Origin of the sequence: Streptomyces sp. Ru73, from assembly GCF_002920575.1 — a bacterium.
In the GTDB taxonomy this organism is placed as follows: Bacteria; Actinomycetota; Actinomycetes; order Streptomycetales; family Streptomycetaceae; genus Streptomyces.
The window spans coordinates 17,781-39,574 of sequence record NZ_PQSQ01000078.1; the positions used below are offsets into that span (position 1 = coordinate 17,781).

Genomic DNA, 21,794 nt, shown 5'->3' on the forward strand with positions numbered 1-21,794 from the left:
GAGACGACGGAGACGACGGAGACGACGGAGATCCCATGGTCCGATCCTGACGGACCGACCCCGGCCGCGGCCACTCGCGACGGCATGTGTGTCGCGCCATGTGCCGGGCCGGGGCGCCGGGAAGTGGGAAGCACCGGGGGAGGCGGGGAGCGACCCCTTACGCGAGCGCGCTCAGTCCCGGTACGAAGGTGATCAGCAGCGGGACGACGGGCACCAGGGAGGCCACGGCGGTCACGCCCAGCCGGCGGCCCGGCGTCAGCCGGGAAGCGGGCGCGAGCAGCCGGTCGACCCGCGCCGGGACCTGCGCGCACTGGGTCGGGGTGGGGCCGAACACCCCGCGGTCCTCGTTCAGTTCGACCAGCGCCAGGGCGGTCGTCAGCCGCCCGAAGCGCCGGGAGGCCATGTCGTCGGCGGCCAGTTCGACGAGCCGGTGCACCTGGTCCTGGAACGCGGCGAAGACCGGCACCTGCGGGAACCCGACCGCCAGCGCCGCCGCGCAGTGCAGCAGCAGGTGGTGGCGGGCGCGTGCGTGGCCCTTCTCGTGCGCGATCACCGCGTCCAGCTGCTGCCCCTTCAGCCGGCGCAGCGCGGCCGTGGTCACCACCAGTTGGGGCGAGAGGCCGGGCAGCCACCACGCCTCGGCGCGGTCGCCCTCCAGCACCACGAGCGGGTCGCCGGTCCGCTCCTCGCCGGGCAGCAGCGGGGAGCGCAGCGCCACGTCGGCCCGGCGCTGTTTGCGGCGGGCCCGCGCGGCGCGCACCTCCCGGGTCAGCACGACGGCGGTCCACGCCCCGCCACAGGCGAGGAGGACGGCCAGCGGCGCGGCCCAGGAGCCGTACGCACCGAGCGCGTACGCCTCGATGACGTCGTGCGGGGCGAGCGCGAAGACGTTGCCGCGGACGGCCTCCCAGGCCGCGGCGGCGCTCAGCGACATGGCCAGCACACAGCACAGCAGCACACCGGCGACCACGCACTGCCAGACCCAGAGGGCGAGCACCGGCTCGCGGTCGGGCCAGTCGGCACGGGCCATCAGGCGCGGCGCCACTGCCGCCGCCAGCGCGCCGAGGACGATCAGCGCGAAGGGGACCATCATGGCCGTCACTCTAGGATCGGCGGGCTACCGAGAGGTACGGTCTCGCCGCGGAAGTGACGCATACCACCGACAGATGAGGTGTACGTCGCTCAGGGGTGCCCATGAGTCCGGTCCCATGAGCCCGTGCCCATGAGTCCATCCGGGAGCCGCAGCGGCCACCGCCGTCACTCCGAACCGGCCGTCGGCCGCTTCCCGCCGCTGTCGGGCCCGCCCGTGCCGCTCGTGCTTCACACCGTCAGCAGCATCGTGAACATCCCCATGCTCATGGCCGTCCGGCACGCGCTCAGCAGCTCCGGCCGGGGCACGGCGGCCACCCCGCCGCCCGGCGCGCTCCCCGCCGCCAGCACGGCGGGGGCCGGTATCAGCCGTATGCCGGAGGCGACGGCGTGCACGGCGTAGTAGGCGAGCAGCAGGCCGGTCAGGACGGGTACGCCGCCCGCCCCGCCGTGGCCCGCGTGCCCGCCGCCGGCCGGTGCCGCCGTCATCACCAGCGCCATGTAGACCATGGCGGCCGAGCCGATCACATGGTGCGGATGCCGGGCGGCGGCGGCCCACACCGCCGTCGCGCCGAAGACCGCCACATAGACCCACGCCGTCCAGCCGGGCAGCGGCACCGCCGAGGCCGGCAGCGCCATCGCCGCCATGCCCAGCGCCATCAGCGCCTCACCCCGCGCCCGCACGCGGCGGGCCCGGTCCCGCTCCGCCCCCGCGCGCGAGCGCAGCAGGCAGTACACGCCCGCGGCTGCGCACAGTACGACCAGCAGCCAGCCGGTCAACGCCGGTCCGTGCACGGCGCACCTCCCCCTGGAGCACGTACGGACCGTCCCGCCGCGGCCCGGCGCGAACGATCTCTTCCGCTCGCAGGATGCCCGCCCGAACCCGGCTTCACGGGGGCGCACAGGCGCACGAGGGAGCGTGTGTACGAATCGCCCGGGAGCGGCTGGGCGATTCATCCCCGGATCCGGCCGCCGTCGGATTCCCGGGCGCCCTCGGATACCTGGGCGCCCTCGGATACCTGGGCACCCTCGGATACCTGGGCGCCCTCAGGTTCCCGGGCGCCCTCGGGTTCCGGGACGCCCTCGGACGACCGTCGCCCTCAGATCCCCGGGCGGTACCGCAGCGGATGGTCAGCCGGGACCTCGGTGAGGACGATGCGGTGGCCGTCGGGGTCGGCGATCCACATCTCGATCAGCCCCCACGGCTCCTTGACCGGCGGCCGCAGGATCTCCACGCCCTTCGCCGCCAGCTCCTCGTACGCCGCCGCCGCGTCCGCGACCTGGAGCCAGAGCTGGAGCGTCGCGGTGGGCGGCTCCTCGGACCGGCCCGAGACCTCCAGGAAGCCGCCGCCGAGGAAGTACACGACCCCGCGCTCGGGCCCCGTGCCGAACTCCCGGTACACGGGGAGGCCCAGCGCCGTGCCGTAGAACTCCCGCGACCGCTCGGGGTCGGCCGGGCGTACCAGGACTCTGCTGCTCAGTACCTGCACCATGGCTCGGACCCTAAGGGCTTCCCGGCATCCGGAACACGGCGACGTGCGGGCACCGGCCCTTGTTAGCCTCGACACGTCCGGGCGCCACGCCCGCCCGGCGCGCCGCCGCCGGGCCACCCGCCCGCGGCGCACCCACCGGCCCCGCCCGCCCCGAGAGGACCCCCGCCCGCCATGCCCGCCACGCCCGCACCCGAGCTGACCTTCCGCCCCGCCACCGCGTCCGACGTGCCCGCGCTCGTCGAGCTGATCGAGTCGGCGTACCGGGGGGACGCCAGCCGCGCGGGCTGGACCACGGAGGCCGACCTGCTGGCGGGCCAGCGCACGGACCCCGAGGGCGTCGCTGCGGTGGTCGCGGCCGAGGGCAGCCGGCTCCTGGTGGCCGAGCGGGACGGCGAGCTCGTGGCCTGCTGCCAGCTCGAACACCGCGGGGAGCACGCCTACTTCGGCATGTTCGCGGTGCGTCCCACGCTCCAGGGCGGCGGCCTCGGCAAGGTGATCATCGCCGAGGCCGAGCGCATCGTGCGCACCGAGTGGGACGCGCGCGAGATGCACATGACGGTCATCCGGCAGCGCGCCGAGCTGATCGCCTGGTACGAGCGCCGCGGCTACGTCCGCACCGGCCGGATGAGCCCCTTCCCGTACGGCGACGAGCGCTTCGGCGTCCCGCAGCGCGACGACCTGGAATTCGAGCTGCTGGTCAAGAAGCTGGCCTGACCGGCCTCCCGCGGCGGGGCGCCGCCCGCCCGCTACGCCGTGAAGCGCGTCGCCCGGCGGATCTCGGGGAAGTCGGTCACCACGCCGTCCAGGCCGAGGCCGCGGGCGATCCGCAGCTGGTCGTGGGTGTTCACGGTCCAGGCGAGCACCCGCAGGCCCGCCGCGTGCGCGCGTTCGGTCAGCTCCAGGGTGAGCCGCCGGATGTTCAGCGACACGTACTCCGCGCCCACCGCGCGCGCCCGGTCCACCACGTCCTTGCCGTACCGGCTGGCCACCAGGCCCGTGCGGACGCCCGGCAGCAGCGTGCGGATTGCGTCCAGCGCCTCGTCGTGGAAGGAGATCACGTCGACCCGGTCGACGAGGTCCCGCCGGCGCAGCACGTCCGCCAGGGCGCGGGCCGCCGCGACGTCCTTGATCTCGGCCTGCAGCGGCGCCGCCACCGCTTCGACGACCTCCTCGAAGACGGGGATGCGCTCGCCCTGGCCCGCGTCCATCTCGCGCAGCGCCGCGAGGGTGTGCTCGGTGATCGGCCCCTGCCCGTCCGTCGTACGGTCCACGTCCGCGTCGTGCATGACGACGAGCGCTCCGTCCTTGCTGAGGTGCAGGTCCAGCTCGATGAGGTCGAGCCCCTCGCGTTCGGCGCGGCGGAAGGAACGCAGGGTGTTCTCCGGCTCCACGCCCATGACCCCGCGGTGTCCGATGGTCAGGAAGGTCAAGGCTGCCTCGCTATCTGTGGCTGTCTCGCTGGGCTGGCGGTACGGGACCGGCCGCCGGCCGTGGCACGGCTGCCGGAAACGGCGGCCAGCCTAACGGGCCGTGCTGACGGCGAAGGGAACGCCGGATGTCGTCGCGGCGTGCCCGGAGCGGGCGCTGGCGACTCCGAGGACGAGGCCGGTGATGACGGCGGCGACCAGTACGGCACGGGTGCTCACGGTGGACGACTCCCTCTCGGGCGGGCGGTTCGGGGGCACTTGTCCTACCCGGGCGGGGCGCTGACCGGCGAATCCGGTCACCCGTGCGTGGGCGCGTCCTCCACGCGCTGACGCGGGGGCGCCACCGAGGGGGCACGGCCCCGCTGCTCCGACGCCCGCCCCGCCGTCTCCGGCGCAGCCCGCCCCCCGGCCTCCGGTGCCGCCCGCCCTGCCATCTCCGAGGGCCGCCCCGCGGTTTCGGGCGCCGCCCGCCGCAGCCGTTCCAGGTCCGCGAGCATCGCCTCGGCCAGCTCCAGTTCGGCCAGGTGCTGCCGCTCACTCCAGCCCAGCGCGACCCGCGGGAAGTCCCACTCGGTCCCCGCCCCGGCGCCGGCCAGCGCCTTCCGCACCTCCCGCAGCCCGGCCCTGGTGCGCTCGCGGTGTCGCTCCACGAGGGTGCGCAGGGTGTCGGGCACGGCCAGGTGCCCCAGCCAGACGCGCAGTACGAGGGGGTGTTTGAGGACCGGCGGGCCGCATTCGTGTGTCGCGTCGGCCCAGGCGGCGAGCGCCTGCCGGCCGTCCTCGGTGATGGTGTAGCGGCGCTTGGCGCGCGGCTCCTCGGGGCCGGAGCGCCGGGAGGTGACCAGGCCCAGCTCCTCCAGGCGGCGCAGTTCGGCGTAGATCTGGCTGATGGCGGGCGACCAGTAGAAGAAGCGGAGCGAGGCGTCGGCCCACTTCTTGAGGTCGTAGCCGGTGCGGCCGTCACGGAAGGAGAGCAGCCCGAGCACGGCCCAGGCGGTGACGGGGAGTCGCGGGTACGTGATGGCCCCCTGGCGGCGGTGCGGCGTGCGGTCGGACCCGGTCATCCTCGGGGCGCGGCGGGGCGCCATGGCCGCGGAGCACGAAGATCGCAGCAATCCGGACGCTCCTGACCGGTCGCTGACCGTGTGGCGCGCGGTGACGACCGCTTTCGCCCGGTAGCCCGTACGGCCGTCACCCGTATGGGGCAGTAGCGGGTGTACATGGCAGAAAACGCGGGCAGACGCTCCCTCCGCAGGAAAAACATCTCCTGCGACGGGGGTATCGCAGGATGATTTCCGCCGCTCCCCCTTGAGAGGCCGAAGCCTCTCTGGTTACGGTGTCCCCACCACACGATCTCCTGCCGGAGGGCAGTCATGACGGAAATTCTTTCGCCTGTGGGTGTCCAGGCGGGTACGACGACGGCTGAGCGCGTTGTCGAGCACGCGGCCTGGCCGGTCCTGAAGGACGCGATCGAGGCCATCAGGCCCTGGCAGTCCGCCGACGGCTCCATCGACCTCGGCGCCCCGGGCGCGCCCGCCGCCGCGGACGTCCGCGACGTGGTGGAGCGCGCGATATCCGCCATCGAGGTGCTGTCCCCGCTGCTGCCGCACGACGCCGCCTACCACCGCGCACTCGTGGCCGACCTGCGCCGCTGGGCCGACGACGGCTTCGGCGTGCCGGACTTCCTGGACTCGCTGCTCGCCTTCCAGCCGGCCCGCGACCGCCGGGACGGCCTGCAGCACCTGGTCGTCTTCCCCATGTACACGCAGAACGGCAACCCGGACCGCAACTTCGAGGCCGTCGTGCTCCGCATGGTCTGGCCCGAGTGGCTGGCCGAGCTGGAGCGCACGCGCTACGACAACCCGCTGTTCTGCGGCATCACCTTCGAGGACTTCACCGCCGGGTACGACACCCACTCCGCGGTCCTCTTCCCCGAGACCATCGCCGTGCGGGAGGCCCCCGAGCGCTTCACCTGGGGCGGCATCTTCTGCGACCGCGAGGCCGCGCGCTTCCGCCGGGTCAGCGAGGCCGCCGTGGAGGTCCTCGGCATCGACCTCCCGGACGACGTCCGCGCGATGCTCGCCGACCAGGACCGCTGTCAGCAGGCGTTCGTCCTGTGGGACATGGTGCACGACCGCACGCACAGCCATGGTGACCTGCCCTTCGACCCCTTCATGATCAAGCAGCGGCAGCCGTTCTGGATGTACGGCCTGGAGGAGCTGCGCTGCGACCTCACCGCCTTCAAGGAGGCCGTGAAGCTGGAGGCCGAGGGCCTGGCGCAGGCCAGGGACGTGCAGTACGCCGTGATCTTCGACCGGATGTTCCGCTTCCCGGTCACCGGCGACCGCGTGAAGAACTACGACGGCCTCGGCGGCCAGTTGCTCTTCGCGTACCTGCACAAGCACGACGTCGTGCGCTGGACGGACAACACCCTGCACATCGACTGGCAGCGGGCCCCGGTGGTCACCCAGCAGCTGTGCGGCGAGATCGAGAAGCTCTACCGGGACGGCATCGACCGCCCGAAGCTGGTGCACTGGCTGGCCGCTTACGACCTGGTCTCCACGTACCTCGCGCCGCACCCCGGCTCGGTCTGGGCCAAGGGTGCCGAGGGCCTGGACCTGAGCCTGCCGCCGCGCAAACTCGTCGACGACGTGCTTCCGGACGAATTCCCGCTGAGCATGTTCTATGAGGCCCTGCGCAAGAAGCTCCGTGATGTGATCGCCTCCACCAAGGGCATCACGGCGGGAGCGGCGGCGTGAGCGCGGACGAGGAGCAGCGGGAGGCGGAGATGACGATCTCGACCGGGAACAAGGGCGTACTGGAGGGCGCGGTCGTCGCGGTGGCCGGCGCGGGCGGCCCGGCGGGCCGGGCGGCGCTGCTGCGGCTGGCCGAGGCGGGGGCCACGGTGGTCGCGGCCGACGCGGACGCCGAGCGGCTGGCCGAGGCGGTGGACGCCGCACGGTACGCGCACGGCGGCGCGACCGTCACCGGCGACACCGTCGACCTGCTGGACCTGGCGGCCACCAGGGACTGGGCGGACCGCACGGAGAAGGAATTCGGCCGGATCGACGGGCTGGTGCACCTCGTGGGCGGCTGGCGCGGCTCCGCGTCCTTCGCGGAGACCGACCTCGCCGACTGGGAGCTGCTGGAGAAGCTGCTGATCCGCACGGTCCAGCACACCTCGCTCGCCTTCGAGGGCCCGCTCAAGCGCAGCGGCAACGGCCGCTACCTGCTGATCAGCGCGGCGGGCGCGTCCAAGCCGACGGCCGGGAACGCCGCGTACGCCGCCTCCAAGGCCGCGGCCGAGGCCTGGACGCTCGCGCTGGCCGACGCCTTCCGCAAGGCCGGGGGCGAGGAGGGCCCGCACGCGGCGGCTGCCATCCTGGTGGTCAAGGCGCTCGTCAACGACCAGATGCGCGCCGAGCGACCGAACGCCAAGTTCGCGGGCTTCACGGACGTGACGGAGCTGGCAGAAGCCGTCGTCGGCGTCTGGAACCGGCCCGCCCAGGAAGTGAATGGACAGCGTCTGTGGCTGACCCCCAAGCCGTGAGCGAAGCCGTGACCGAGGCCGTCAGCAAGGCCGTGCGCGAGGCGGTCGGCCCCGCCGTGCGCGAGGCGGTGGACCGGGCCGTGGGCCCCGCCGCCGGCGCCGGCCGGACCGACGCGCGGCGGCACCACGACCCCTCGGTACGCGGTTTCGCCAGCGACAACTACGCCGGCACGCACCCCGAGATCCTCGAAGCGCTCGCCCTCGCCAACGGCGGTCACCAGATCGCCTACGGCGGGGACGAGTACACCGAGAACCTCCAGCGCGTCATCCGCAGCCACTTCGGGCCGACGGCCGAGGCCTTCCCGGTCTTCAACGGGACCGGCGCCAACGTCGTCGCGCTGCAGGCCGTGACCGACCGCTGGGGCGCGGTGATCTGCGCGGAGTCCGCGCACATCAACGTGGACGAGTGCGGCGCGCCGGAGCGGGTCGGCGGCCTGAAGCTGCTGACCGTGCCCACCCCGGACGGCAAGCTCACGCCCGAGCTGATCGACCGCGAGGCGTACGGCTGGGACGACGAGCACCGGGCCATGCCGCAGGCCGTGTCGATCACGCAGAACACCGAACTGGGCACGCTCTACACCCCCGACGAGATCCGGGCCATCTGCGAGCACGCGCACGAGCGGGGCATGGTCGTGCACCTCGACGGCTCCCGGATAGCCAACGCCGCGGCGTCGCTGGACGTTCCCATGCGGGCGTTCACCAACGCCGTGGGCGTGGACATCCTCTCGCTCGGCGGCACGAAGAACGGTGCGATCTTCGGCGAGGCCGTGGTCGTCATCAACCCCGACGCGGTGCGCGCCATGAAGCACCTGCGCAAGCTGTCGATGCAGCTCGCCTCCAAGATGCGCTTCGTGTCCGTGCAGCTGGAGGCGCTGCTCGCGAAGGACCTGTGGCTGCGCAACGCCCGGCACGCGAACACGATGGCGCAGCGGCTGGCCGACGGGGTGCGCACGGTCGACGGGGTGGAGATCCTCTACCCGGTGCAGGCCAACGCCGTCTTCGCGCGGCTGCCGCACGACGTGAGCGAGCGGCTGATGAAGCGCTACCGCTTCTACTTCTGGGACGAGGCGGCCGGCGACGTCCGGTGGATGTGCTCCTTCGACACCACGGAGGACGACGTGGACGGGTTCGTGGCCGCGCTCCGCGAGGAGATGGGCAGGCCGTAACGGGGGCCGGCACGATCACGCCGTCCGCATGGTTCAGTGGCTTGTACTGCAAAGTGCAGCTTGCTGAACCATGTGGACGCGTGCTGGAATGCCGGGCATGAGCATTTCCGTCACCGTCTCCGATGACGTCCGGGCGCTGGCCCCCGGCTTCGCGCACCTCGTCGTCGAGGCCCGCGACCTGGTCAACGGGCCCAGCGACGAAGCGAGTTCGGCCCTCCTGGACGAGGCGGCGGCCCGGCTCGCCGTACGGCTGGGCGGCGCGCCCCCACAGGACGAACCGCACATCGCCGCCTGGCGCGCCGCGTACTCGGCCTTCGGCGCCAAGCCCTCGCGCACCCGCAACTCCGCCGAGGCGCTGGCCCGGCGGGCCCTCGCCGAGGGCGGCCTGCCCCGCGTCAACCGCCTGGTCGACGTCTACAACGCGATCAGCGTCGCGCACGTCGTCCCGGTCGGCGGCGAGGACCTGGACCGCATCGAGGGCGACATGCACCTGGTGCGCGCCACCGGCGACGAGCCCTTCGAGACGGCAGCCGGCGGCGAGCCGGTCATCGAGCACCCCGAGCCCGGCGAGGTCGTCTGGCGGGACGCCGCCGGCGTCACCTGCCGCCGCTGGAACTGGCGCCAGGGCGTCCGCACCCGGCTCACCGAGGACTCCACCGGCGCGCTGTTCCTCCTGGAGCGGATGGCGCCGATGAGCCTCGACGCGCTGGAGGAGGCGGGCGCCGAACTCGCCGAGACGCTGGAGAAGTTCTCCCCGGGCGCGCGCATCCAGATGGGCGAGATCCGGCGCTGAGCCGGCCTCAGCCCACCGTGCCCGGCGCCGGCGCGGTGCCGCCCAGGTGGGCCGGCACCCACCAGGTGTCCTCCGGGCCCCTGGGGCGCACCGGGTACGCGCGCTGCGCCGCCTCCAGCAGGTCCTGCACCCGGGTGCGCAGCCGGTCGGTGATCTTCTCCGGCTGCTCGTCGGCGGGCGCCTCGACGGGCTCGCCGACCCGGATGGTGACCGGGAAGTGGTTCCGTCCCAGGTCCCGCTTGTGGCCCTTGGTCCACAGCCGCTGGGTGCCCCACAGCGCCATCGGGAGCAGCGGCACGCCGGCCTCCTGGGCCAGCCGGGCCGCACCCGACTTGAAGGTCTTCAGGGTGAAGGACTCGGAGATCGTGGCCTCGGGGAAGACCCCGATGATCTCGCCGCCGCGCAGCGCGCTCAGCGCGTGGCGGTAGGCGTGCACGCCCTGCGAGCGGTCCACCGGGATGTGCTTCATCGCGCGCATCAGCGGCCCCGACACCTTGTGCCGGAAGACGGAGTCCTTCGCCATGAAGCGCACCAGCCGCTTGGCGGGCCGTGCCGCCAGGCCGCAGAAGATGAAGTCCAGGTAGCCGATGTGGTTGCTGACGAGCACCGCGCCGCCGCGCCGCGGGATGTTCTCGGTGCCCGCGATGTCGAATTTCAGGTCGAGCGCCTTGAACGCCGTCCGGGCGAAACCGATGACGGGCGGATAGACGAGCTCTGCCATGTCGGGGGTTCCCCTTCTGTGTGCCTGGGGAGGGGTTCTCCCGGCGGGAAGTTACGCGGCCGTAGCTTTGCGGCTTCCGGAGATCGTGCCCGATCACGGCCGCAGGGGCTACCGCCGCGCCGCTTCGGGACGGGAGATCCTCGTCACGTCGCGTGCGATGGCACCTGCCGCGTACCCCGCCGCGCCCGTTCCGCCACCCCGCCGTTCCGTCGCCCCGGCGGGAATGACCGGCGGCCCGCCTACGCTGGCCATGAAGGACGAGAGGGACGCGCGGTACGCACACCGGCGCGGCGACGGAAGGCCGAAGGTGGCAGGGCAGGCAGCGGAAGAGCACGGGCCGGAGCGGCTGACCGCGGAGCGGATCGGCGCGGGGCTGGGGGAGCGGGCCACGCTCGTGCAGTTCTCCAGCGCGTTCTGCCAGCCGTGCCGGGCCACCCGCCGGACGCTGGAGGACGTCGCCGGAATGGTGCCGGGCGTGGCCCACGTCGAGATCGACGCCGAGGCCCACCTCGATCTGGTGCGGGAGCTGCGCATCGCGCGCACCCCGACCGTCCTGGTGCTGGACGCGGCCGGCACGGTCGTCCGGCGCGCCGCGGGCCAGCCCCGCAAGGCGGACGTCATCGCGGCACTGGGCGCGGCCGTGGCGGGCTGACCCCGCGTCCGCATGGTGCGTACACACTGCGTGATGGTGGTCGCACCTGCCGGTGAGCACTTGACTGCATCACGCACACATCGTCAGTCTGACGTCATGCCGCCGGATCCCCTTCTGTACGCACGCGCCCACGTGGACCTCCTGCGCACCGCCAGCGCGCGCTGTCCGGGCGAGTGAGCAGCGACGACGACACCGCTCGTACACCACGGCAGAAGGACCCCTCCATGACCGTCTCGCCCGATCTCGCGGCACCCCAGCTGGCCTCCCCCGAACTGCTGCGCTCGGTCTTCCGGCAGCACGCGGCGGGAGTCGCCGTGATCACCGCACAGGGGCGCACGGCCCCCGTCGGCTTCACCGCCACCTCCCTCACCTCGGTCGCCGCCGAACCGCCCCTGATCTCCTTCGGGGTGGGCACCAACAGCTCCAGCTGGCCCGTCATCGCGGAAGCCGAGCACGTCGGCGTCCACATACTCGGCGAGCACCAGCAGGAACTGGCCGCCACCTTCGCGCGCAGCGGCGCCGACCGCTTCGCCGCGCCCACCTCCTGGCGCACCGGCCCCCAGGGCGTCCCGGTGCTCGACGGCGTGCTCGCCTGGCTGGTCTGCCGGGTCGTGGCGCGGGTGCCCGCCGGCGACCACCGGATCGTGCTCGGCGAGGTCGTCGTCGGGGACCCGTCGGGCGCCGGCCGGCCGCTGCTCTACCACCAGGGCCGCTTCACCGCCCTACGCGATTGACGCCCCTGCCGGCGGCCCCGACACGCCAGGTCGGGGCCGTTGGCAAGGTCACAGTTCGGCGAGCTTGCGATCGGGTAAATCCAAAGGTGTACTGACGAGTAATATTTCGGTCGGCGCGGGGAAGCGCACCCGACCGGGAGCCGCCCCAACAGGCGCCTATGCTGCCAGCACAAGGCAGTTGTGAAGCGACGAAGCAGGTAGGAGAGCCGGCGTGAGCCTGAGGATCGTTGTCTGTGTGAAGTACGTGCCCGACGCCACCGGCGACCGGCACTTCGCCGAGGACCTGACCGTCGACCGCGACGACGTGGACGGTCTGCTCTCGGAGCTGGATGAGTACGCCGTCGAGCAGGCTCTCCAGATCAAGGAAGCGGCCGACGACGCGGAGATCACCGTGCTCACCGTCGGTCCCGAGGACGCCAACGACGCGATCCGCAAGGCGCTGTCGATGGGTGCCGACAAGGGCGTGCACGTCGAGGACGAGGACCTGCACGGCACCGACGCGGTGGGCACCTCCCTGGTGCTGGCCAAGGCCATCGAGAAGACCGGCTACGACCTGGTCGTCTGCGGTATGGCCTCCACCGACGGCACCATGGGCGTGCTGCCGGCGATGCTGGCCGAGCGCCTGGGCGTCCCGCAGGTCACCCAGCTCTCCGAGGTCTCCGTCGAGGACGGCACCGTCAAGGGCCGCCGGGACGGCGACACCGCCACCGAGCAGCTGGAGGCCGCCCTGCCGGCCGTCGTCTCGGTCACCGACCAGTCCGGCGAGGCCCGTTACCCCTCCTTCAAGGGCATCATGGCCGCCAAGAAGAAGCCGGTCGAGGAGCTGGAGCTGGACGACCTGGACATCGACGCGGACGAGGTCGGCCTGGAGGGCGCCTGGACCAAGGTCGAGGACGCCACCGAGCGCCCCGCGCGCACCGCGGGCACGATCGTCAAGGACGAGGGCGAGGGCGCCAAGCAGCTCGCCGAGTTCCTCGCGGGCCAGAAGTTCATCTAAGGCCCTGGGGCCGGGGCATCCCCCGGCCGGTCGCCCCTCCACCCGCATCGTTCTTTCCCGCAGGAGTGCAATCCCATGGCTGAAGTCCTTGTCTACGTCGACCACGTGGACGGCGCCGTCCGCAAGCCCACCCTCGAACTGCTCACCCTCGCCCGCCGCATCGGCGACCCGGTCGCCGTCTCCCTCGGCAACGGCGCGGCCGACACCGCCGCAGCCCTCGCCGAGCACGGCGCGGTGAAGGTCCTGACCGCCGACGCCGCCGAGTTCGCCGACTACCTGGTCGCCCCGAAGGTGGACGCCCTCCAGGCCGCCGTCGAGGCCGTCTCCCCGGCCGCGGTCCTGCTGCCCTCCTCCGCCGAGGGCAAGGAGATCGGCGCCCGCCTGGCCATCCGCATCGGCTCCGGCATCATCACCGACGCCGTCGACCTGGAGGCCGGCGACGAGGGCCCGGTGGCCACCCAGTCGGTGTTCGCCGCCTCGTACACCACCAAGTCCCGGGTCTCCAAGGGCACCCCGGTCATCACCGTCAAGCCCAACTCCGCCCCTGTGGAGGCCGCTCCGGCCGCCGGCGCGGTCGAGGGGCTGGCCGTCACCGTGGCCGACTCCTCCAAGGGCACCAAGGTCGTCTCCCGCACCCCGCGCGAGTCGACCGGCCGTCCGGACCTGACCGAGGCCGCGATCGTGGTCTCCGGTGGCCGTGGCGTCAACGGCGCGGAGAACTTCCCCGTCATCGAGGCGCTGGCCGACTCCCTCGGCGCGGCCGTGGGTGCCTCGCGTGCCGCGGTGGACGCCGGCTGGTACCCGCACACCAACCAGGTCGGCCAGACCGGTAAGACGGTCTCCCCGCAGCTGTACATCGCCGCCGGCATCTCCGGCGCGATCCAGCACCGCGCCGGCATGCAGACCTCGAAGACCATCGTGGCCATCAACAAGGACGAAGAGGCCCCGATCTTCGAGCTGGTCGACTACGGCGTCGTCGGCGACCTCTTCAACGTCGTCCCCGCCCTGACCGACGAGATCAAGGCCCGCAAGGGCTGATCCCCGGTTCTTCCGGCGCACCGCCCGGGCCCCGTACGCGCGCCGCGTACGGGGCCCGGGCGCGTCTGCGGGGCTTTCTGGCCAAGATAGGTGTTGACCTGGCATGACGGCACAGATAGCTTCACTATGCGGATATTCGCTTCCGTGAAGCGAAACTTACCCGCTTGTTCAGCATCTCTGAGAGATCACCAGGGACGGAGACGTCCCCGCATCGGGAGGGTGTCGAATGGGGCAGCACGAGACGGTGGCCACGAGCCTTGCGAGCACCGTACGCGAGGAGATCGGAGCCGCCCTGGCCGAGGTCGACGCGGACCTCGCGCGACGCTACCCAGGCGACCCGGGCACCCGGCAGCCCGTCCACACGGTCTACGTCCCCGGTGACGTCTTCGCCGCCGACACCATCCGCTCCTGGGGCGAGGCCGCGCGCACCGCGCTCGACGAGCACGCCCCGGACGCCGCGGCCCTCGCCGCCGTCCTCGGCATCTCCGACGAGCTGGCGGAGCCCGTGTACGACCGGGTACGCGCCAAGCTGGAGCGCGAGCCCATCGAGGACCTGCGCGTCGACTTCGAGGACGGTTACGGCGCACGCCCGGACGCCGAGGAGGACGAGGCGGCGGCCCGCGCCGCCGCGACCATCGCCGCCGCCTACCAGGACGGCACCGCGGCCCCGTACATGGGCATCCGCATGAAGTGCATGGAGGCCGCCGTCCGCGACCGCGGCATCCGCACCCTGGACATCTTCCTCACCGGCCTGATGAAGGCCGGCGGCCTCCCCGAGGGCCTGGTGCTCACGCTGCCCAAGGTCACCTACGCCGAGCAGGTCACCGCCATGGTGCGGCTGCTGGAGTCCTTCGAGAAGGCACACGGCCTGGACGCCGGCCGGATCGGCTTCGAGATCCAGATCGAGACCACCCAGTCGATCCTGGGCGCCGACGGGCGCGCCACCGTGGCCCGCATGATCGAGGCCGCCGAGGGCCGCGCCACCTCGCTCCACTACGGCACCTTCGACTACAGCGCCTCCTGCGGCGTCAGCGCGGCGTACCAGTCCCTGGACCACCCGGTGGCCGACCACGCGAAGGCCGTCATGCAGGTCGCAGCGGCCGGTACGGGGGTCCGGCTGTCCGACGGCTCCACGAACGTCCTCCCGGTCGGCCCCACCGCCCAGGTCCACGACGCCTGGCGGCTCCACCACGGCCTGGTACGCCGCTCGCTGGCCCGCGCCTACTACCAGGGCTGGGACATGCACCCGGGCCACCTGCCGACCCGGTACGCCGCCGTGTACGCCTTCTACCGCGAGGGCCTGGAGCAGGCCGCGGCGCGCCTCGCCGCGTACGTGTCCAAGGCCGGCGGCTCCGTGATGGACGAGCCCGCCACGGCCAAGGCGCTCAGCGGCTACCTGCTGCGCGGCCTGGACTGCGGCGCGGTGGACATCGCCGAGGTCGCCCGGCTGACCGGGCTCACCCGCGCCGACCTGGACGGTCTCGCGGGGCGCCCGGCGCAGGCGGGCTGACCGGCGGCCCCGGGCGTCAGCCGGCCAGTTCGGCCAGGGTGGCGGACAGGTCGTCCTGCCGGGCCCGGTTGTGCGGCAGCTTCGCCAGCACCCGGGCCATGCCGCAGGTGTCGGTGACGGCCGAGAAGACCAGTCCGCCCGCGATGCCGGCCGACAGCAGCCGGGCGGCGGGCCACCGCCGCCCGGCCAGCAGCCCGCTCAGCACCAGCCCGCCGGCGGCCAGCCGGACCTGACGCTCCATGGCCCACACGGTGCGCGCGCCCTCCGGGCGCCGCACCTCCAGGCCCTGCCGCGCCCAGTCCTCGGTGCCGCCGGTCAGGGTCGCGGCCGGCACGTCGTGCGCGGCGAGGTCGGCGCAGGCCCGCGCGGAGCGGTTGCCGGAGGCGCACACCATCAGCAGGTCGGCCCGCTCCGCCGCCTTCCGCAGCGCCGGCACGGCCTCGCCGAGCCGGTCCAGCGGGACGTTGTACGCGCCGGGCACATGGCCGGCGGCGTACTCGCCGGGCGTGCGCACGTCGATGACGGTCAGTTCGCCGAGCCGCGCGCGTGCCTGGTCGACGGTGAGCGCGGTGGGGGTGACACCGGTGTCGGTCATGGGGGTTCTGCCTTTCGTGTGGTGCGTCGGGGTCGTGGTTCAGGGGTCGGTACGGGGGAGGGGCGCCGGGTCAGGTCACCGCGTCCACGGCCATGAACGCGGCGACGGCCAGCAGGACGACGGCGAAGGCGCGCTGCAGCACGGGCCCGGACGCCTTCGCCGCCAGCCGCTTGCCGTCCCAGGCCCCGAGGACCGCGGTGGCCGTGAACGGCGCGATCACCGCCCAGTCCAGGCCGCTCGCGGTCGCGCCGCGCGTGGCCAGCGAGGCCAGCGAGTTGGCCGAGATGACCAGCAGGCTCGTGCCGACGGCCGCCCGCATCTCGAAGGCCAGCACGGTGACCAGCGCCGGCACGGCCAGGAAGCCGCCGCCGACGCCCAGCAGCCCGGTCAGCGCGCCGAGACCGGCGCCGCTGCCCGCCGCCCGGACCGGCCGTACCGCGGACGGCTGCCGCGGCGGGCCGTCGTCCGGCCGCGCGCAGCGCAGCATCCGGACGGCCGCCAGCGCCGCGACGGCCGCGAACGCCAGGGTCAGCAGCCAGTGCGGCAGCCGGGCCGCCACGGCACCGGCCAGTGCCGCCGGCACCAGTCCGGCAGCCGCGAACAGCGCACCCGCCCGCCACCGTACGTTGCCCGCACGGGCGTGCGCGTACAGGGCGGTCAGCGAGGTGGCGGTGACGATCAGCAGGCTCGCGGTGGTCGCCGCGGCCGGCGGGAAGCCGAGCAGGTAGATCAGGGCCGGTACGGCGAGCACGCTGCCCCCGCCGCCCAGCGCGCCGAGCGCGAGGCCGACCACGGCGCCGGCGGCCAGCGCCAGGACGACGGCGCTCATCCGGCGTGATCGGCGCGGCCCTGGCCGGCGGTTCCGGGGTGCGTCAGCGGGAGGCCGGCAGCGGCGGCCGCGTCGAAGGCGTCGTCGACGGCGACGACGTCCCGGCCCGCCGCGTCCAGCAGCGACGCCGCGATGGCCGCCCGCATGCCGCCCGCGCAGTGCACCCACACCACGCCCGGCGGCACTTCCTGCAGCCGCTCGCGCAGCTCGTGGATCGGGACGTGCACCGAGCCCTCGATGTACGCCGCCGCGCGCTCCGAGTCCCGCCGTACGTCCAGGACGACCAGGTCCTTGCGCTCGTCCGCCGGGACGGCCGCGAGGTCGGCGAAACCGGCCCGCGGGAAGGAACGCAGCTCCTCGCCGTCGCGCACCCAGCTCTCCGGCGCTCCGGTCGCCGCGGCCGCCGGGCGGTCGATGCCCACCCGCGCCAGCTCCCGCTGCGCATCGGCGACCTGCTCGGGCGTCTCGGCGAGCAGCGTGACCGGCTTGCCCCACGGGATCAGCCAGGCCAGGTACGTCGCCAGCTTCCCCTCGCCCTCGAAGTTGAACGAGCCGGCGAGGTGCCCGGCGGCGAACGCGACCCGGTTGCGCAGGTCCACCACCCACTCACCGGCCGCCAGCCGCCGCGCGAGCTGCTCGGCGTCGGCCGGCTCCGGGGGCGTGAGGTCCACCGGCGCAGGGCCCGCCGCGTTGGCCGGCGCCATGTGCGTGTAGTACGCCGGTACGTCCTCCAGCCCGGCCAGCAGCTCCGCGACGAAGGTGTCCACGTCCTGGGTGAACGCGGCGTTGTTCCGCCGCTCCGCGCCGATCGTCGTGGTGTCCCCCTCGGCCTGCGCCGACGAGCAGAAGCTGCCGAAGCCGTGCGTGGGCAGCACCGCCACCTCGTCGTCCAGCTCCTCGGCCAGCCGGTGCGCCGAGGCGTACTGGGCCCGGGCCAGCTGCTCGGTCAGCCGCGGCTCGACCAGGTCCGGCCGGCCGACCGTGCCGATCAGCAGCGAGCCGCCGGTGAACGCGGTGATGCCGCGGCCCGCCTCCTCCAGCACGTACGAGGTGTGGTGCGGGGTGTGCCCCGGGGTCGCCACCGCCCGCAGTACCAGCCCCTCGTCGACCGCCACCGTGTCGCCGTCGGCGACCGGCGTGCGCGCGAAGGAGACCGCCGCTTCGGCCGGGACCAGGTAGCGGGCGCCGGATATCCGGGCCAGCTCCAGCCCGCCGGTGACGTAGTCGTTGTGCACGTGGGTCTCGGCCACGTACGCGATCCGCACCCCGCGCCGCGCCGCGGCCGCGAGGACCCGGTCGATGTCGCGCGGCGGGTCGATCACCACAGCGGCCGCCCGGCCTCCGGCCAGGTAGCTGCGGTTGCCCAGCCCCGCGAACTCCAGGGTGTCGACGAAGAACACAGCAGCGCCCCTTTCCCTCGGTATCGAGAAACGTACTCGCGGATTTACCCCGGGGGGTATCCGTTTCCCCACCATAACAGCAAGTACCCCCGGGGGTATTTTTTCGGTCCTGCTGGGCCCATAGGAAAGCCCCGCGCACGGACGGGCGGGGCCGAGGAGGAGAGCCGGGCTGGGGTCAGGCGGGCGGCAGCTCGCCCGAGCCGCGGGGGATGAGCCGGGTGGGAATGACGCGCTGCTGGGGCGGCTCGTCGGCGCCGTCCAGCCGGCGGAAGAGCAGCGTCGCGGCGGTGCGGCCCAGCCGGGCCGCGTCCTGAGCCACGACGGTGATGCCGGGCGTGATGAGATCGGCCAGTTCGAAGTCGTCGAAGCCGACCAGCGCGACCGGGCGCTCCCGGCCGGCCAGCACGCGTACGGCGGTCACCGTGACGCGGTTGTTGCCCGAGAAGAGCGCGGTGACCGGCTCGGGCCCGGAGAGCATCGCCTCGGCAGCCGTCCGCACCCGCTCCGGCGCGGTCGAACCCAGCGCCACCCACGACTCGTCGACCGGCAGCCCCGCCTCGGCCATCGCCGTACGGTAACCGCGCAGCCGCTCCACGGCGGTGTGGATGCGCGGCTGGTCGCCGATGAAGCCGATCCGCCGGTGGCCGTGCGCGATCAGGTGCGCCACCGCGTCCCGCGCGCCCCCGAAGCTGTCCGAGAGCACCACGTCCGCTTCGATCTCCCCGGCCGGCCGGTCCACGAAGACCGTGGCGACCCCGGCCGCTATCTCCGGCTGGAGGTACCGGTGATCGTCACCGGCCGGGATGATCACCAGCCCGTCCACCCGGCGGGCGCACAGCGCCAGTACCAGCTCCTGCTCGCGGGCCGGGTCCTCGGCGCTGGAACCGTTGATCAGCAGCGCCCCGTGGTCGCGCGCCACCTCCTCGACGGCGCGGTTCAGCGGCCCGTAGAAGGGGTCGGCCAGATCCTCCAGCACCAGCCCGATGCTGGCCGTACGGCCCTTGCGCAGCACGCGCGCCGAATCGTTGCGGCGGAAGCCCAGCGCGGTGATGGCGTCCTGCACCCGGCGCTCGGTGTCGGGCGTGACGCCCGGCTCGCCGTTGACCACGCGCGAGACCGTCTTGAGCCCGACGCCGGCACGCGCCGCGACGTCCTTCATCGTGGGCCGGGTGCCGTAGCGGTTGCTGCTCCGGGCGGTGTCGGTCACGGTGCGGTGGTCCTGGTTCTGTCGGGTACGGCGTGTGGCGTAGAGCATAACGTCTGCACAACGCCGTCTGGACAACGTTGTCAAGAGTGACCACACTGGCCTCCTGCACTCCGGGGCGAACCGTCCCGGCCCACCCGCCGACCAGGAGATTCCACGCCGATGCAGACCGACCTCAACGCAGCACTGGACATCGGCGGCACGAAGATCGCCGGGGCGCTGGTGGACGACCGGGGCCGGCTGCTCGTACGGGCCACCCGGCCCACCCCCGCACAGGAGGACGGCGCGGCCGTGATGCGCGCGGTGACGGCGGTGCTCGACGAGCTGACCGCCGCGCCGGAGTGGACCCGTACGACGGTCGTCGGCATCGGCAGCGCGGGCCCCGTCGACGCGCAGGCCGGCACCGTCAGCCCGGTCAACATCCCCGGCTGGCGGGACTTTCCGCTGGTCGCGGGCGTACGCGAGCGGACCGGCGGCCTTCCGGTGGTGCTGGTCGGCGACGGCGTGGCCATGACCGCCGCCGAGCACTGGCAGGGCGCCGCACGCGGCCACCGCAACGCCCTGTGCATGGTCGTCTCCACCGGCGTCGGCGGCGGCCTGGTTCTCAACGGCCGCCCGCACCCCGGCCCCACCGGTAACGCCGGTCACATCGGCCACATCAGCGTCGATCTCGACGGCGACCCCTGCCCCTGCGGCGGGCGCGGCTGCGTCGAACGCCTCGCCAGCGGCCCGAACATCGCCCGCCGCGCCCTCGCGGAGGGCTGGCGGCCGGGCCCGGACGGCGACGCCACCGCGGCCGCCGTGGCCGCGGCGGCACGCGCCGGGGACGCCGTGGCGATCCGCTCCTTCGAACGCGCGGCACAGGCCCTGGCCGCCGGGATCGCCGCCACCGCCACGCTCGTCGAGATCGAGATCGCGGTGATCGGCGGGGGAGTGGCGAACGCCGGTGACATCCTCTTCACCCCCCTCCGCCGCGCCCTGCGCGACTACGCCACCCTCTCCTTCGCCCGCGATATCACGGTCGTACCGGCCCAGATGGGCACCGACGCAGGCGTGGTGGGCGCAGCGGCGGCGGCCCAGCAGTACCGGTCGGACGCACTGGCGGGGGCGGCTTCGGGCTGAGACGGGGTCGGGGGCGGCGGCCGCTTCGGCGCGGCGGGCGGGGCGGAGGGCCGGTCCGTGGGCTCCCCCTTCCCGCGGGCTCCCCCTTCCCGCGGGCTCCCGCTCCCGGCGGGGACCCTCCCTCCGTGTGGTCCCGCGCCGCTTTGGCGTGCTGCCGCGTACGCCGCTCCACCCCTAGTCTGTGTTCCGCCACCACGCTCGCGCGGGACGAGGGACCAGGGGGACGCACAGGTGCCGACGGGGGAGAACGGGTCACCGGGAGAGTACGGCTCACCAGGGCAACACGGACAGGCGGCCGGGGAAGGCGGTGCCGCGCGCGGTACCGACCTGACGGGACGGCTGCTGGGCGGCCGGTACCGCGTCACCGGAACGCTGGGCCGCGGCGGCATGGGCGTGGTCTGCCGCGCCACCGACGAGGTACTCGGCCGCGAGGTCGCGGTCAAGGTGCTGCGGGCCTTCACGGACGCCTCCGCCGAGGAACTGGCCGACCTGCGCACGCGGATGCGGCGCGAGGCGCGGGCCGCCGCCCGCATCCGGCACGCCGGCGTGATCACCGTCCACGACGTGATCGACGAGGCCGGCCGGCCCGTCATCGTCATGGAGCTGGTCGAGGGCACCTCCCTGGACGGCGTGATGGACCACCGCGGCCCGCTGGACCCGCGGGAGACCGCGGGGATCGGCGCGCAGGTCATGGACGCCCTGGACGCCGCGCACCGGGCCGGCGTCCTGCACCGGGACATCAAGCCCGGCAACATCCTGCTCGGTGACGACGGCCGGGTCGTCCTCACCGACTTCGGCATCGCCAGCATCCAGGCGCCGGACGACGGCACGCGTACCCACCTCACTCGAAGCGGTGAACTCGTCGGCTCGCTCGACTACTTGCCGCCCGAGCGCGCCCAGGGACTGGCGCCGGGTTACGCCTCGGACATCTGGTCCCTCGGCATGACCCTGTACGCGGCGGTGGAGGGCGCCGCGCCCTTCCGCCGTACGTCGGTGTGGTCCACGCTCACCGCCATCGTCTCCGAACCGCTCCCGGAACCGCGGCGGGCCGGTCCCCTGACGCCGGTGCTCCGCGCCCTGATGGCCAAGGACCCCGCGGCCCGCCCGCCGGCCGCCGAGGCCCGCGAGATGCTGCGCGCGGTCGCCGGGGGCCGCACCCCGGCCGCCGCGGCGCCGCTCCGCTCACCGACGGAACGCGACGTACGCGCGGCCGCCGCCCCGCCACCGGGCTTCGGCCCACCACCGGCCCCGGCGCCGCCCTCGGCTGCCGTACCCGGGCCGGTGAACGGTCCCGGTCCCGGCCGCCGCCGGGCATGGCTCGCCGCCGCGGCCGTGGCAGTACTGGCCGCCGCCGGAGCGACGTACGCCCTGCTCGCCCCGGACCAGCGGACCGACGACCGCCCCCCAACAGCCAGCGCCCCCGCCACCCCGCGCCCCACACATCCCACCCCAACGCCCCCCACGGACGCGTCCG

At 73.8% G+C, this 21,794-nt stretch carries 22 protein-coding genes and 1 pseudogene; 12 read left to right on the forward strand and 11 right to left on the reverse strand.

Going from position 1 to position 21,794, the window contains the following annotated elements; all coding sequences use genetic code 11:
* Window positions 1-157 precede the first annotated feature (157 nt).
* The 3 genes from C3486_RS27110 to C3486_RS27120 form a co-directional block, all read right to left on the reverse strand.
* Window positions 158-1,093 carry a M56 family metallopeptidase gene (locus C3486_RS27110; RefSeq protein WP_103835391.1) on the reverse strand — a complete coding sequence of 312 codons (936 nt, stop codon included), beginning with the start codon at window positions 1,091-1,093 and terminating at the stop codon, window positions 158-160.
* A 227-nt stretch (window positions 1,094-1,320) separates the two neighbouring features.
* The gene (locus C3486_RS27115) at window positions 1,321-1,884 is read right to left on the reverse strand and encodes a DUF5134 domain-containing protein (RefSeq protein ID WP_103835392.1); all 564 of its coding nucleotides are present in this window, start codon (window positions 1,882-1,884) and stop codon (window positions 1,321-1,323) included.
* A 305-nt stretch (window positions 1,885-2,189) separates the two neighbouring features.
* Window positions 2,190-2,582, reverse strand: coding sequence for a VOC family protein (locus C3486_RS27120; RefSeq protein ID WP_103835393.1), 393 nt, complete (start codon window positions 2,580-2,582; stop codon window positions 2,190-2,192).
* A gap of 171 nt (window positions 2,583-2,753) precedes the next feature.
* Here C3486_RS27120 and C3486_RS27125 point away from each other — a divergent pair, with 171 nt between their 5' ends.
* On the forward strand, window positions 2,754-3,296 hold the full coding sequence (locus C3486_RS27125; RefSeq protein WP_103835394.1) for a GNAT family N-acetyltransferase: 543 nt from the start codon (window positions 2,754-2,756) through the stop codon (window positions 3,294-3,296).
* A gap of 32 nt (window positions 3,297-3,328) precedes the next feature.
* Here the strand turns inward: C3486_RS27125 and C3486_RS27130 are convergent, their stop codons facing one another.
* The 3 genes from C3486_RS27130 to C3486_RS27135 all read right to left on the reverse strand — a co-directional run bounded on the left by C3486_RS27130 (window position 3,329) and on the right by C3486_RS27135 (window position 5,073).
* Window positions 3,329-4,012 (reverse strand): glycerophosphodiester phosphodiesterase family protein, encoded by a 684-nt coding sequence (locus C3486_RS27130; protein ID WP_103835395.1) that lies wholly within the window; start codon window positions 4,010-4,012, stop codon window positions 3,329-3,331.
* 90 nt (window positions 4,013-4,102) lie between these two features.
* The gene (locus C3486_RS38275; RefSeq protein WP_258053021.1) at window positions 4,103-4,228 is read right to left on the reverse strand and encodes a hypothetical protein; all 126 of its coding nucleotides are present in this window, start codon (window positions 4,226-4,228) and stop codon (window positions 4,103-4,105) included.
* A gap of 77 nt (window positions 4,229-4,305) precedes the next feature.
* Window positions 4,306-5,073 (reverse strand): PadR family transcriptional regulator, encoded by a 768-nt coding sequence (locus C3486_RS27135; protein WP_219822254.1) that lies wholly within the window; start codon window positions 5,071-5,073, stop codon window positions 4,306-4,308.
* 309 nt (window positions 5,074-5,382) lie between these two features.
* Between C3486_RS27135 and C3486_RS27140 the strand changes: the two genes are divergently transcribed.
* From C3486_RS27140 to C3486_RS27155, 4 genes are all read left to right on the forward strand, one after another.
* The gene (locus C3486_RS27140; RefSeq protein ID WP_103835397.1) at window positions 5,383-6,768 is read left to right on the forward strand and encodes a DUF6421 family protein; all 1,386 of its coding nucleotides are present in this window, start codon (window positions 5,383-5,385) and stop codon (window positions 6,766-6,768) included.
* Between the two features lie 29 nt (window positions 6,769-6,797).
* Window positions 6,798-7,559: an SDR family NAD(P)-dependent oxidoreductase gene (locus tag C3486_RS27145; protein WP_103835412.1), complete on the forward strand. Its 762-nt coding sequence runs from the start codon at window positions 6,798-6,800 to the stop codon at window positions 7,557-7,559.
* Between the two features lie 80 nt (window positions 7,560-7,639).
* The gene (locus C3486_RS27150; protein WP_103835411.1) at window positions 7,640-8,725 is read left to right on the forward strand and encodes a low specificity L-threonine aldolase; all 1,086 of its coding nucleotides are present in this window, start codon (window positions 7,640-7,642) and stop codon (window positions 8,723-8,725) included.
* A 97-nt stretch (window positions 8,726-8,822) separates the two neighbouring features.
* The gene (locus C3486_RS27155) at window positions 8,823-9,518 is read left to right on the forward strand and encodes a B3/4 domain-containing protein (RefSeq protein WP_103835398.1); all 696 of its coding nucleotides are present in this window, start codon (window positions 8,823-8,825) and stop codon (window positions 9,516-9,518) included.
* A gap of 7 nt (window positions 9,519-9,525) precedes the next feature.
* Here the strand turns inward: C3486_RS27155 and C3486_RS27160 are convergent, their stop codons facing one another.
* Window positions 9,526-10,239 carry a 1-acyl-sn-glycerol-3-phosphate acyltransferase gene (locus C3486_RS27160; RefSeq protein ID WP_103835399.1) on the reverse strand — a complete coding sequence of 238 codons (714 nt, stop codon included), beginning with the start codon at window positions 10,237-10,239 and terminating at the stop codon, window positions 9,526-9,528.
* Between the two features lie 250 nt (window positions 10,240-10,489).
* Between C3486_RS27160 and C3486_RS27165 the strand changes: the two genes are divergently transcribed.
* The 5 genes and pseudogenes from C3486_RS27165 to C3486_RS27185 form a co-directional block, all read left to right on the forward strand.
* Window positions 10,490-10,891 carry a thioredoxin family protein gene (locus tag C3486_RS27165; protein ID WP_103835400.1) on the forward strand — a complete coding sequence of 134 codons (402 nt, stop codon included), beginning with the start codon at window positions 10,490-10,492 and terminating at the stop codon, window positions 10,889-10,891.
* A gap of 224 nt (window positions 10,892-11,115) precedes the next feature.
* Window positions 11,116-11,625 carry a flavin reductase family protein gene (locus tag C3486_RS27170; protein WP_103835401.1) on the forward strand — a complete coding sequence of 170 codons (510 nt, stop codon included), beginning with the start codon at window positions 11,116-11,118 and terminating at the stop codon, window positions 11,623-11,625.
* A 211-nt stretch (window positions 11,626-11,836) separates the two neighbouring features.
* A complete protein-coding gene (locus C3486_RS27175) occupies window positions 11,837-12,622 on the forward strand; it encodes an electron transfer flavoprotein subunit beta/FixA family protein (protein WP_103835402.1) in 786 nt (261 codons plus the stop codon).
* A 75-nt stretch (window positions 12,623-12,697) separates the two neighbouring features.
* The gene (locus C3486_RS27180) at window positions 12,698-13,660 is read left to right on the forward strand and encodes an electron transfer flavoprotein subunit alpha/FixB family protein (RefSeq protein WP_103835403.1); all 963 of its coding nucleotides are present in this window, start codon (window positions 12,698-12,700) and stop codon (window positions 13,658-13,660) included.
* A gap of 226 nt (window positions 13,661-13,886) precedes the next feature.
* Window positions 13,887-15,172 (forward strand): annotated as a pseudogene (locus C3486_RS27185) (aldolase/citrate lyase family protein); the annotation flags it as partial.
* A 14-nt stretch (window positions 15,173-15,186) separates the two neighbouring features.
* On the opposite strand, the gene C3486_RS27190 reads toward C3486_RS27185, so the two are convergent.
* The 4 genes from C3486_RS27190 to C3486_RS27205 all read right to left on the reverse strand — a co-directional run bounded on the left by C3486_RS27190 (window position 15,187) and on the right by C3486_RS27205 (window position 19,201).
* Window positions 15,187-15,765 carry a rhodanese-like domain-containing protein gene (locus C3486_RS27190; protein ID WP_103835405.1) on the reverse strand — a complete coding sequence of 193 codons (579 nt, stop codon included), beginning with the start codon at window positions 15,763-15,765 and terminating at the stop codon, window positions 15,187-15,189.
* A 70-nt stretch (window positions 15,766-15,835) separates the two neighbouring features.
* Window positions 15,836-16,594 carry a sulfite exporter TauE/SafE family protein gene (locus C3486_RS27195; protein ID WP_103835406.1) on the reverse strand — a complete coding sequence of 253 codons (759 nt, stop codon included), beginning with the start codon at window positions 16,592-16,594 and terminating at the stop codon, window positions 15,836-15,838.
* Window positions 16,591-17,994 carry a rhodanese-like domain-containing protein gene (locus C3486_RS27200; protein ID WP_103835407.1) on the reverse strand — a complete coding sequence of 468 codons (1,404 nt, stop codon included), beginning with the start codon at window positions 17,992-17,994 and terminating at the stop codon, window positions 16,591-16,593. Before C3486_RS27200 ends, C3486_RS27195 begins: the two co-directional genes overlap by 4 nt.
* Before the next feature lie 175 nt (window positions 17,995-18,169).
* A complete protein-coding gene (locus C3486_RS27205; RefSeq protein ID WP_103835413.1) occupies window positions 18,170-19,201 on the reverse strand; it encodes a LacI family DNA-binding transcriptional regulator in 1,032 nt (343 codons plus the stop codon).
* Window positions 19,202-19,360: 159 nt separating this feature from the next.
* Here C3486_RS27205 and C3486_RS27210 point away from each other — a divergent pair, with 159 nt between their 5' ends.
* Both C3486_RS27210 and C3486_RS27215 read left to right on the forward strand, forming a co-directional pair.
* On the forward strand, window positions 19,361-20,320 hold the full coding sequence (locus C3486_RS27210; RefSeq protein WP_103835408.1) for an ROK family protein: 960 nt from the start codon (window positions 19,361-19,363) through the stop codon (window positions 20,318-20,320).
* 327 nt (window positions 20,321-20,647) lie between these two features.
* Window positions 20,648-21,794: serine/threonine-protein kinase (locus C3486_RS27215; protein WP_258053022.1), on the forward strand; the 1,147-nt coding region annotated here is incomplete at its 3' end.

Excerpts from the sequence above, each read along its gene's own strand:
- C3486_RS27195 (WP_103835406.1), bottom strand. The coding sequence starts at position 16,594 with ATGAGCGCCGTCGTCCTGGCGCTGGCCGCCGGCGCCGTGGTCGGCCTC.
- C3486_RS27210 (WP_103835408.1), top strand. The coding sequence starts at position 19,361 with ATGCAGACCGACCTCAACGCAGCACTGGACATCGGCGGCACGAAGATC.
- C3486_RS27190 (WP_103835405.1), bottom strand. The coding sequence starts at position 15,765 with ATGACCGACACCGGTGTCACCCCCACCGCGCTCACCGTCGACCAGGCA.
- C3486_RS27110 (WP_103835391.1), bottom strand. The coding sequence starts at position 1,093 with ATGATGGTCCCCTTCGCGCTGATCGTCCTCGGCGCGCTGGCGGCGGCA.
- C3486_RS27135 (WP_219822254.1), bottom strand. The coding sequence starts at position 5,073 with ATGACCGGGTCCGACCGCACGCCGCACCGCCGCCAGGGGGCCATCACG.
- C3486_RS27125 (WP_103835394.1), top strand. The coding sequence starts at position 2,754 with ATGCCCGCCACGCCCGCACCCGAGCTGACCTTCCGCCCCGCCACCGCG.
- C3486_RS27180 (WP_103835403.1), top strand. The coding sequence starts at position 12,698 with ATGGCTGAAGTCCTTGTCTACGTCGACCACGTGGACGGCGCCGTCCGC.
- C3486_RS27165 (WP_103835400.1), top strand. The coding sequence starts at position 10,490 with ATGAAGGACGAGAGGGACGCGCGGTACGCACACCGGCGCGGCGACGGA.
- C3486_RS27170 (WP_103835401.1), top strand. The coding sequence starts at position 11,116 with ATGACCGTCTCGCCCGATCTCGCGGCACCCCAGCTGGCCTCCCCCGAA.
- C3486_RS27145 (WP_103835412.1), top strand. The coding sequence starts at position 6,798 with ATGACGATCTCGACCGGGAACAAGGGCGTACTGGAGGGCGCGGTCGTC.
- C3486_RS27155 (WP_103835398.1), top strand. The coding sequence starts at position 8,823 with ATGAGCATTTCCGTCACCGTCTCCGATGACGTCCGGGCGCTGGCCCCC.
- C3486_RS27120 (WP_103835393.1), bottom strand. The coding sequence starts at position 2,582 with ATGGTGCAGGTACTGAGCAGCAGAGTCCTGGTACGCCCGGCCGACCCC.
- C3486_RS27140 (WP_103835397.1), top strand. The coding sequence starts at position 5,383 with ATGACGGAAATTCTTTCGCCTGTGGGTGTCCAGGCGGGTACGACGACG.
- C3486_RS27160 (WP_103835399.1), bottom strand. The coding sequence starts at position 10,239 with ATGGCAGAGCTCGTCTATCCGCCCGTCATCGGTTTCGCCCGGACGGCG.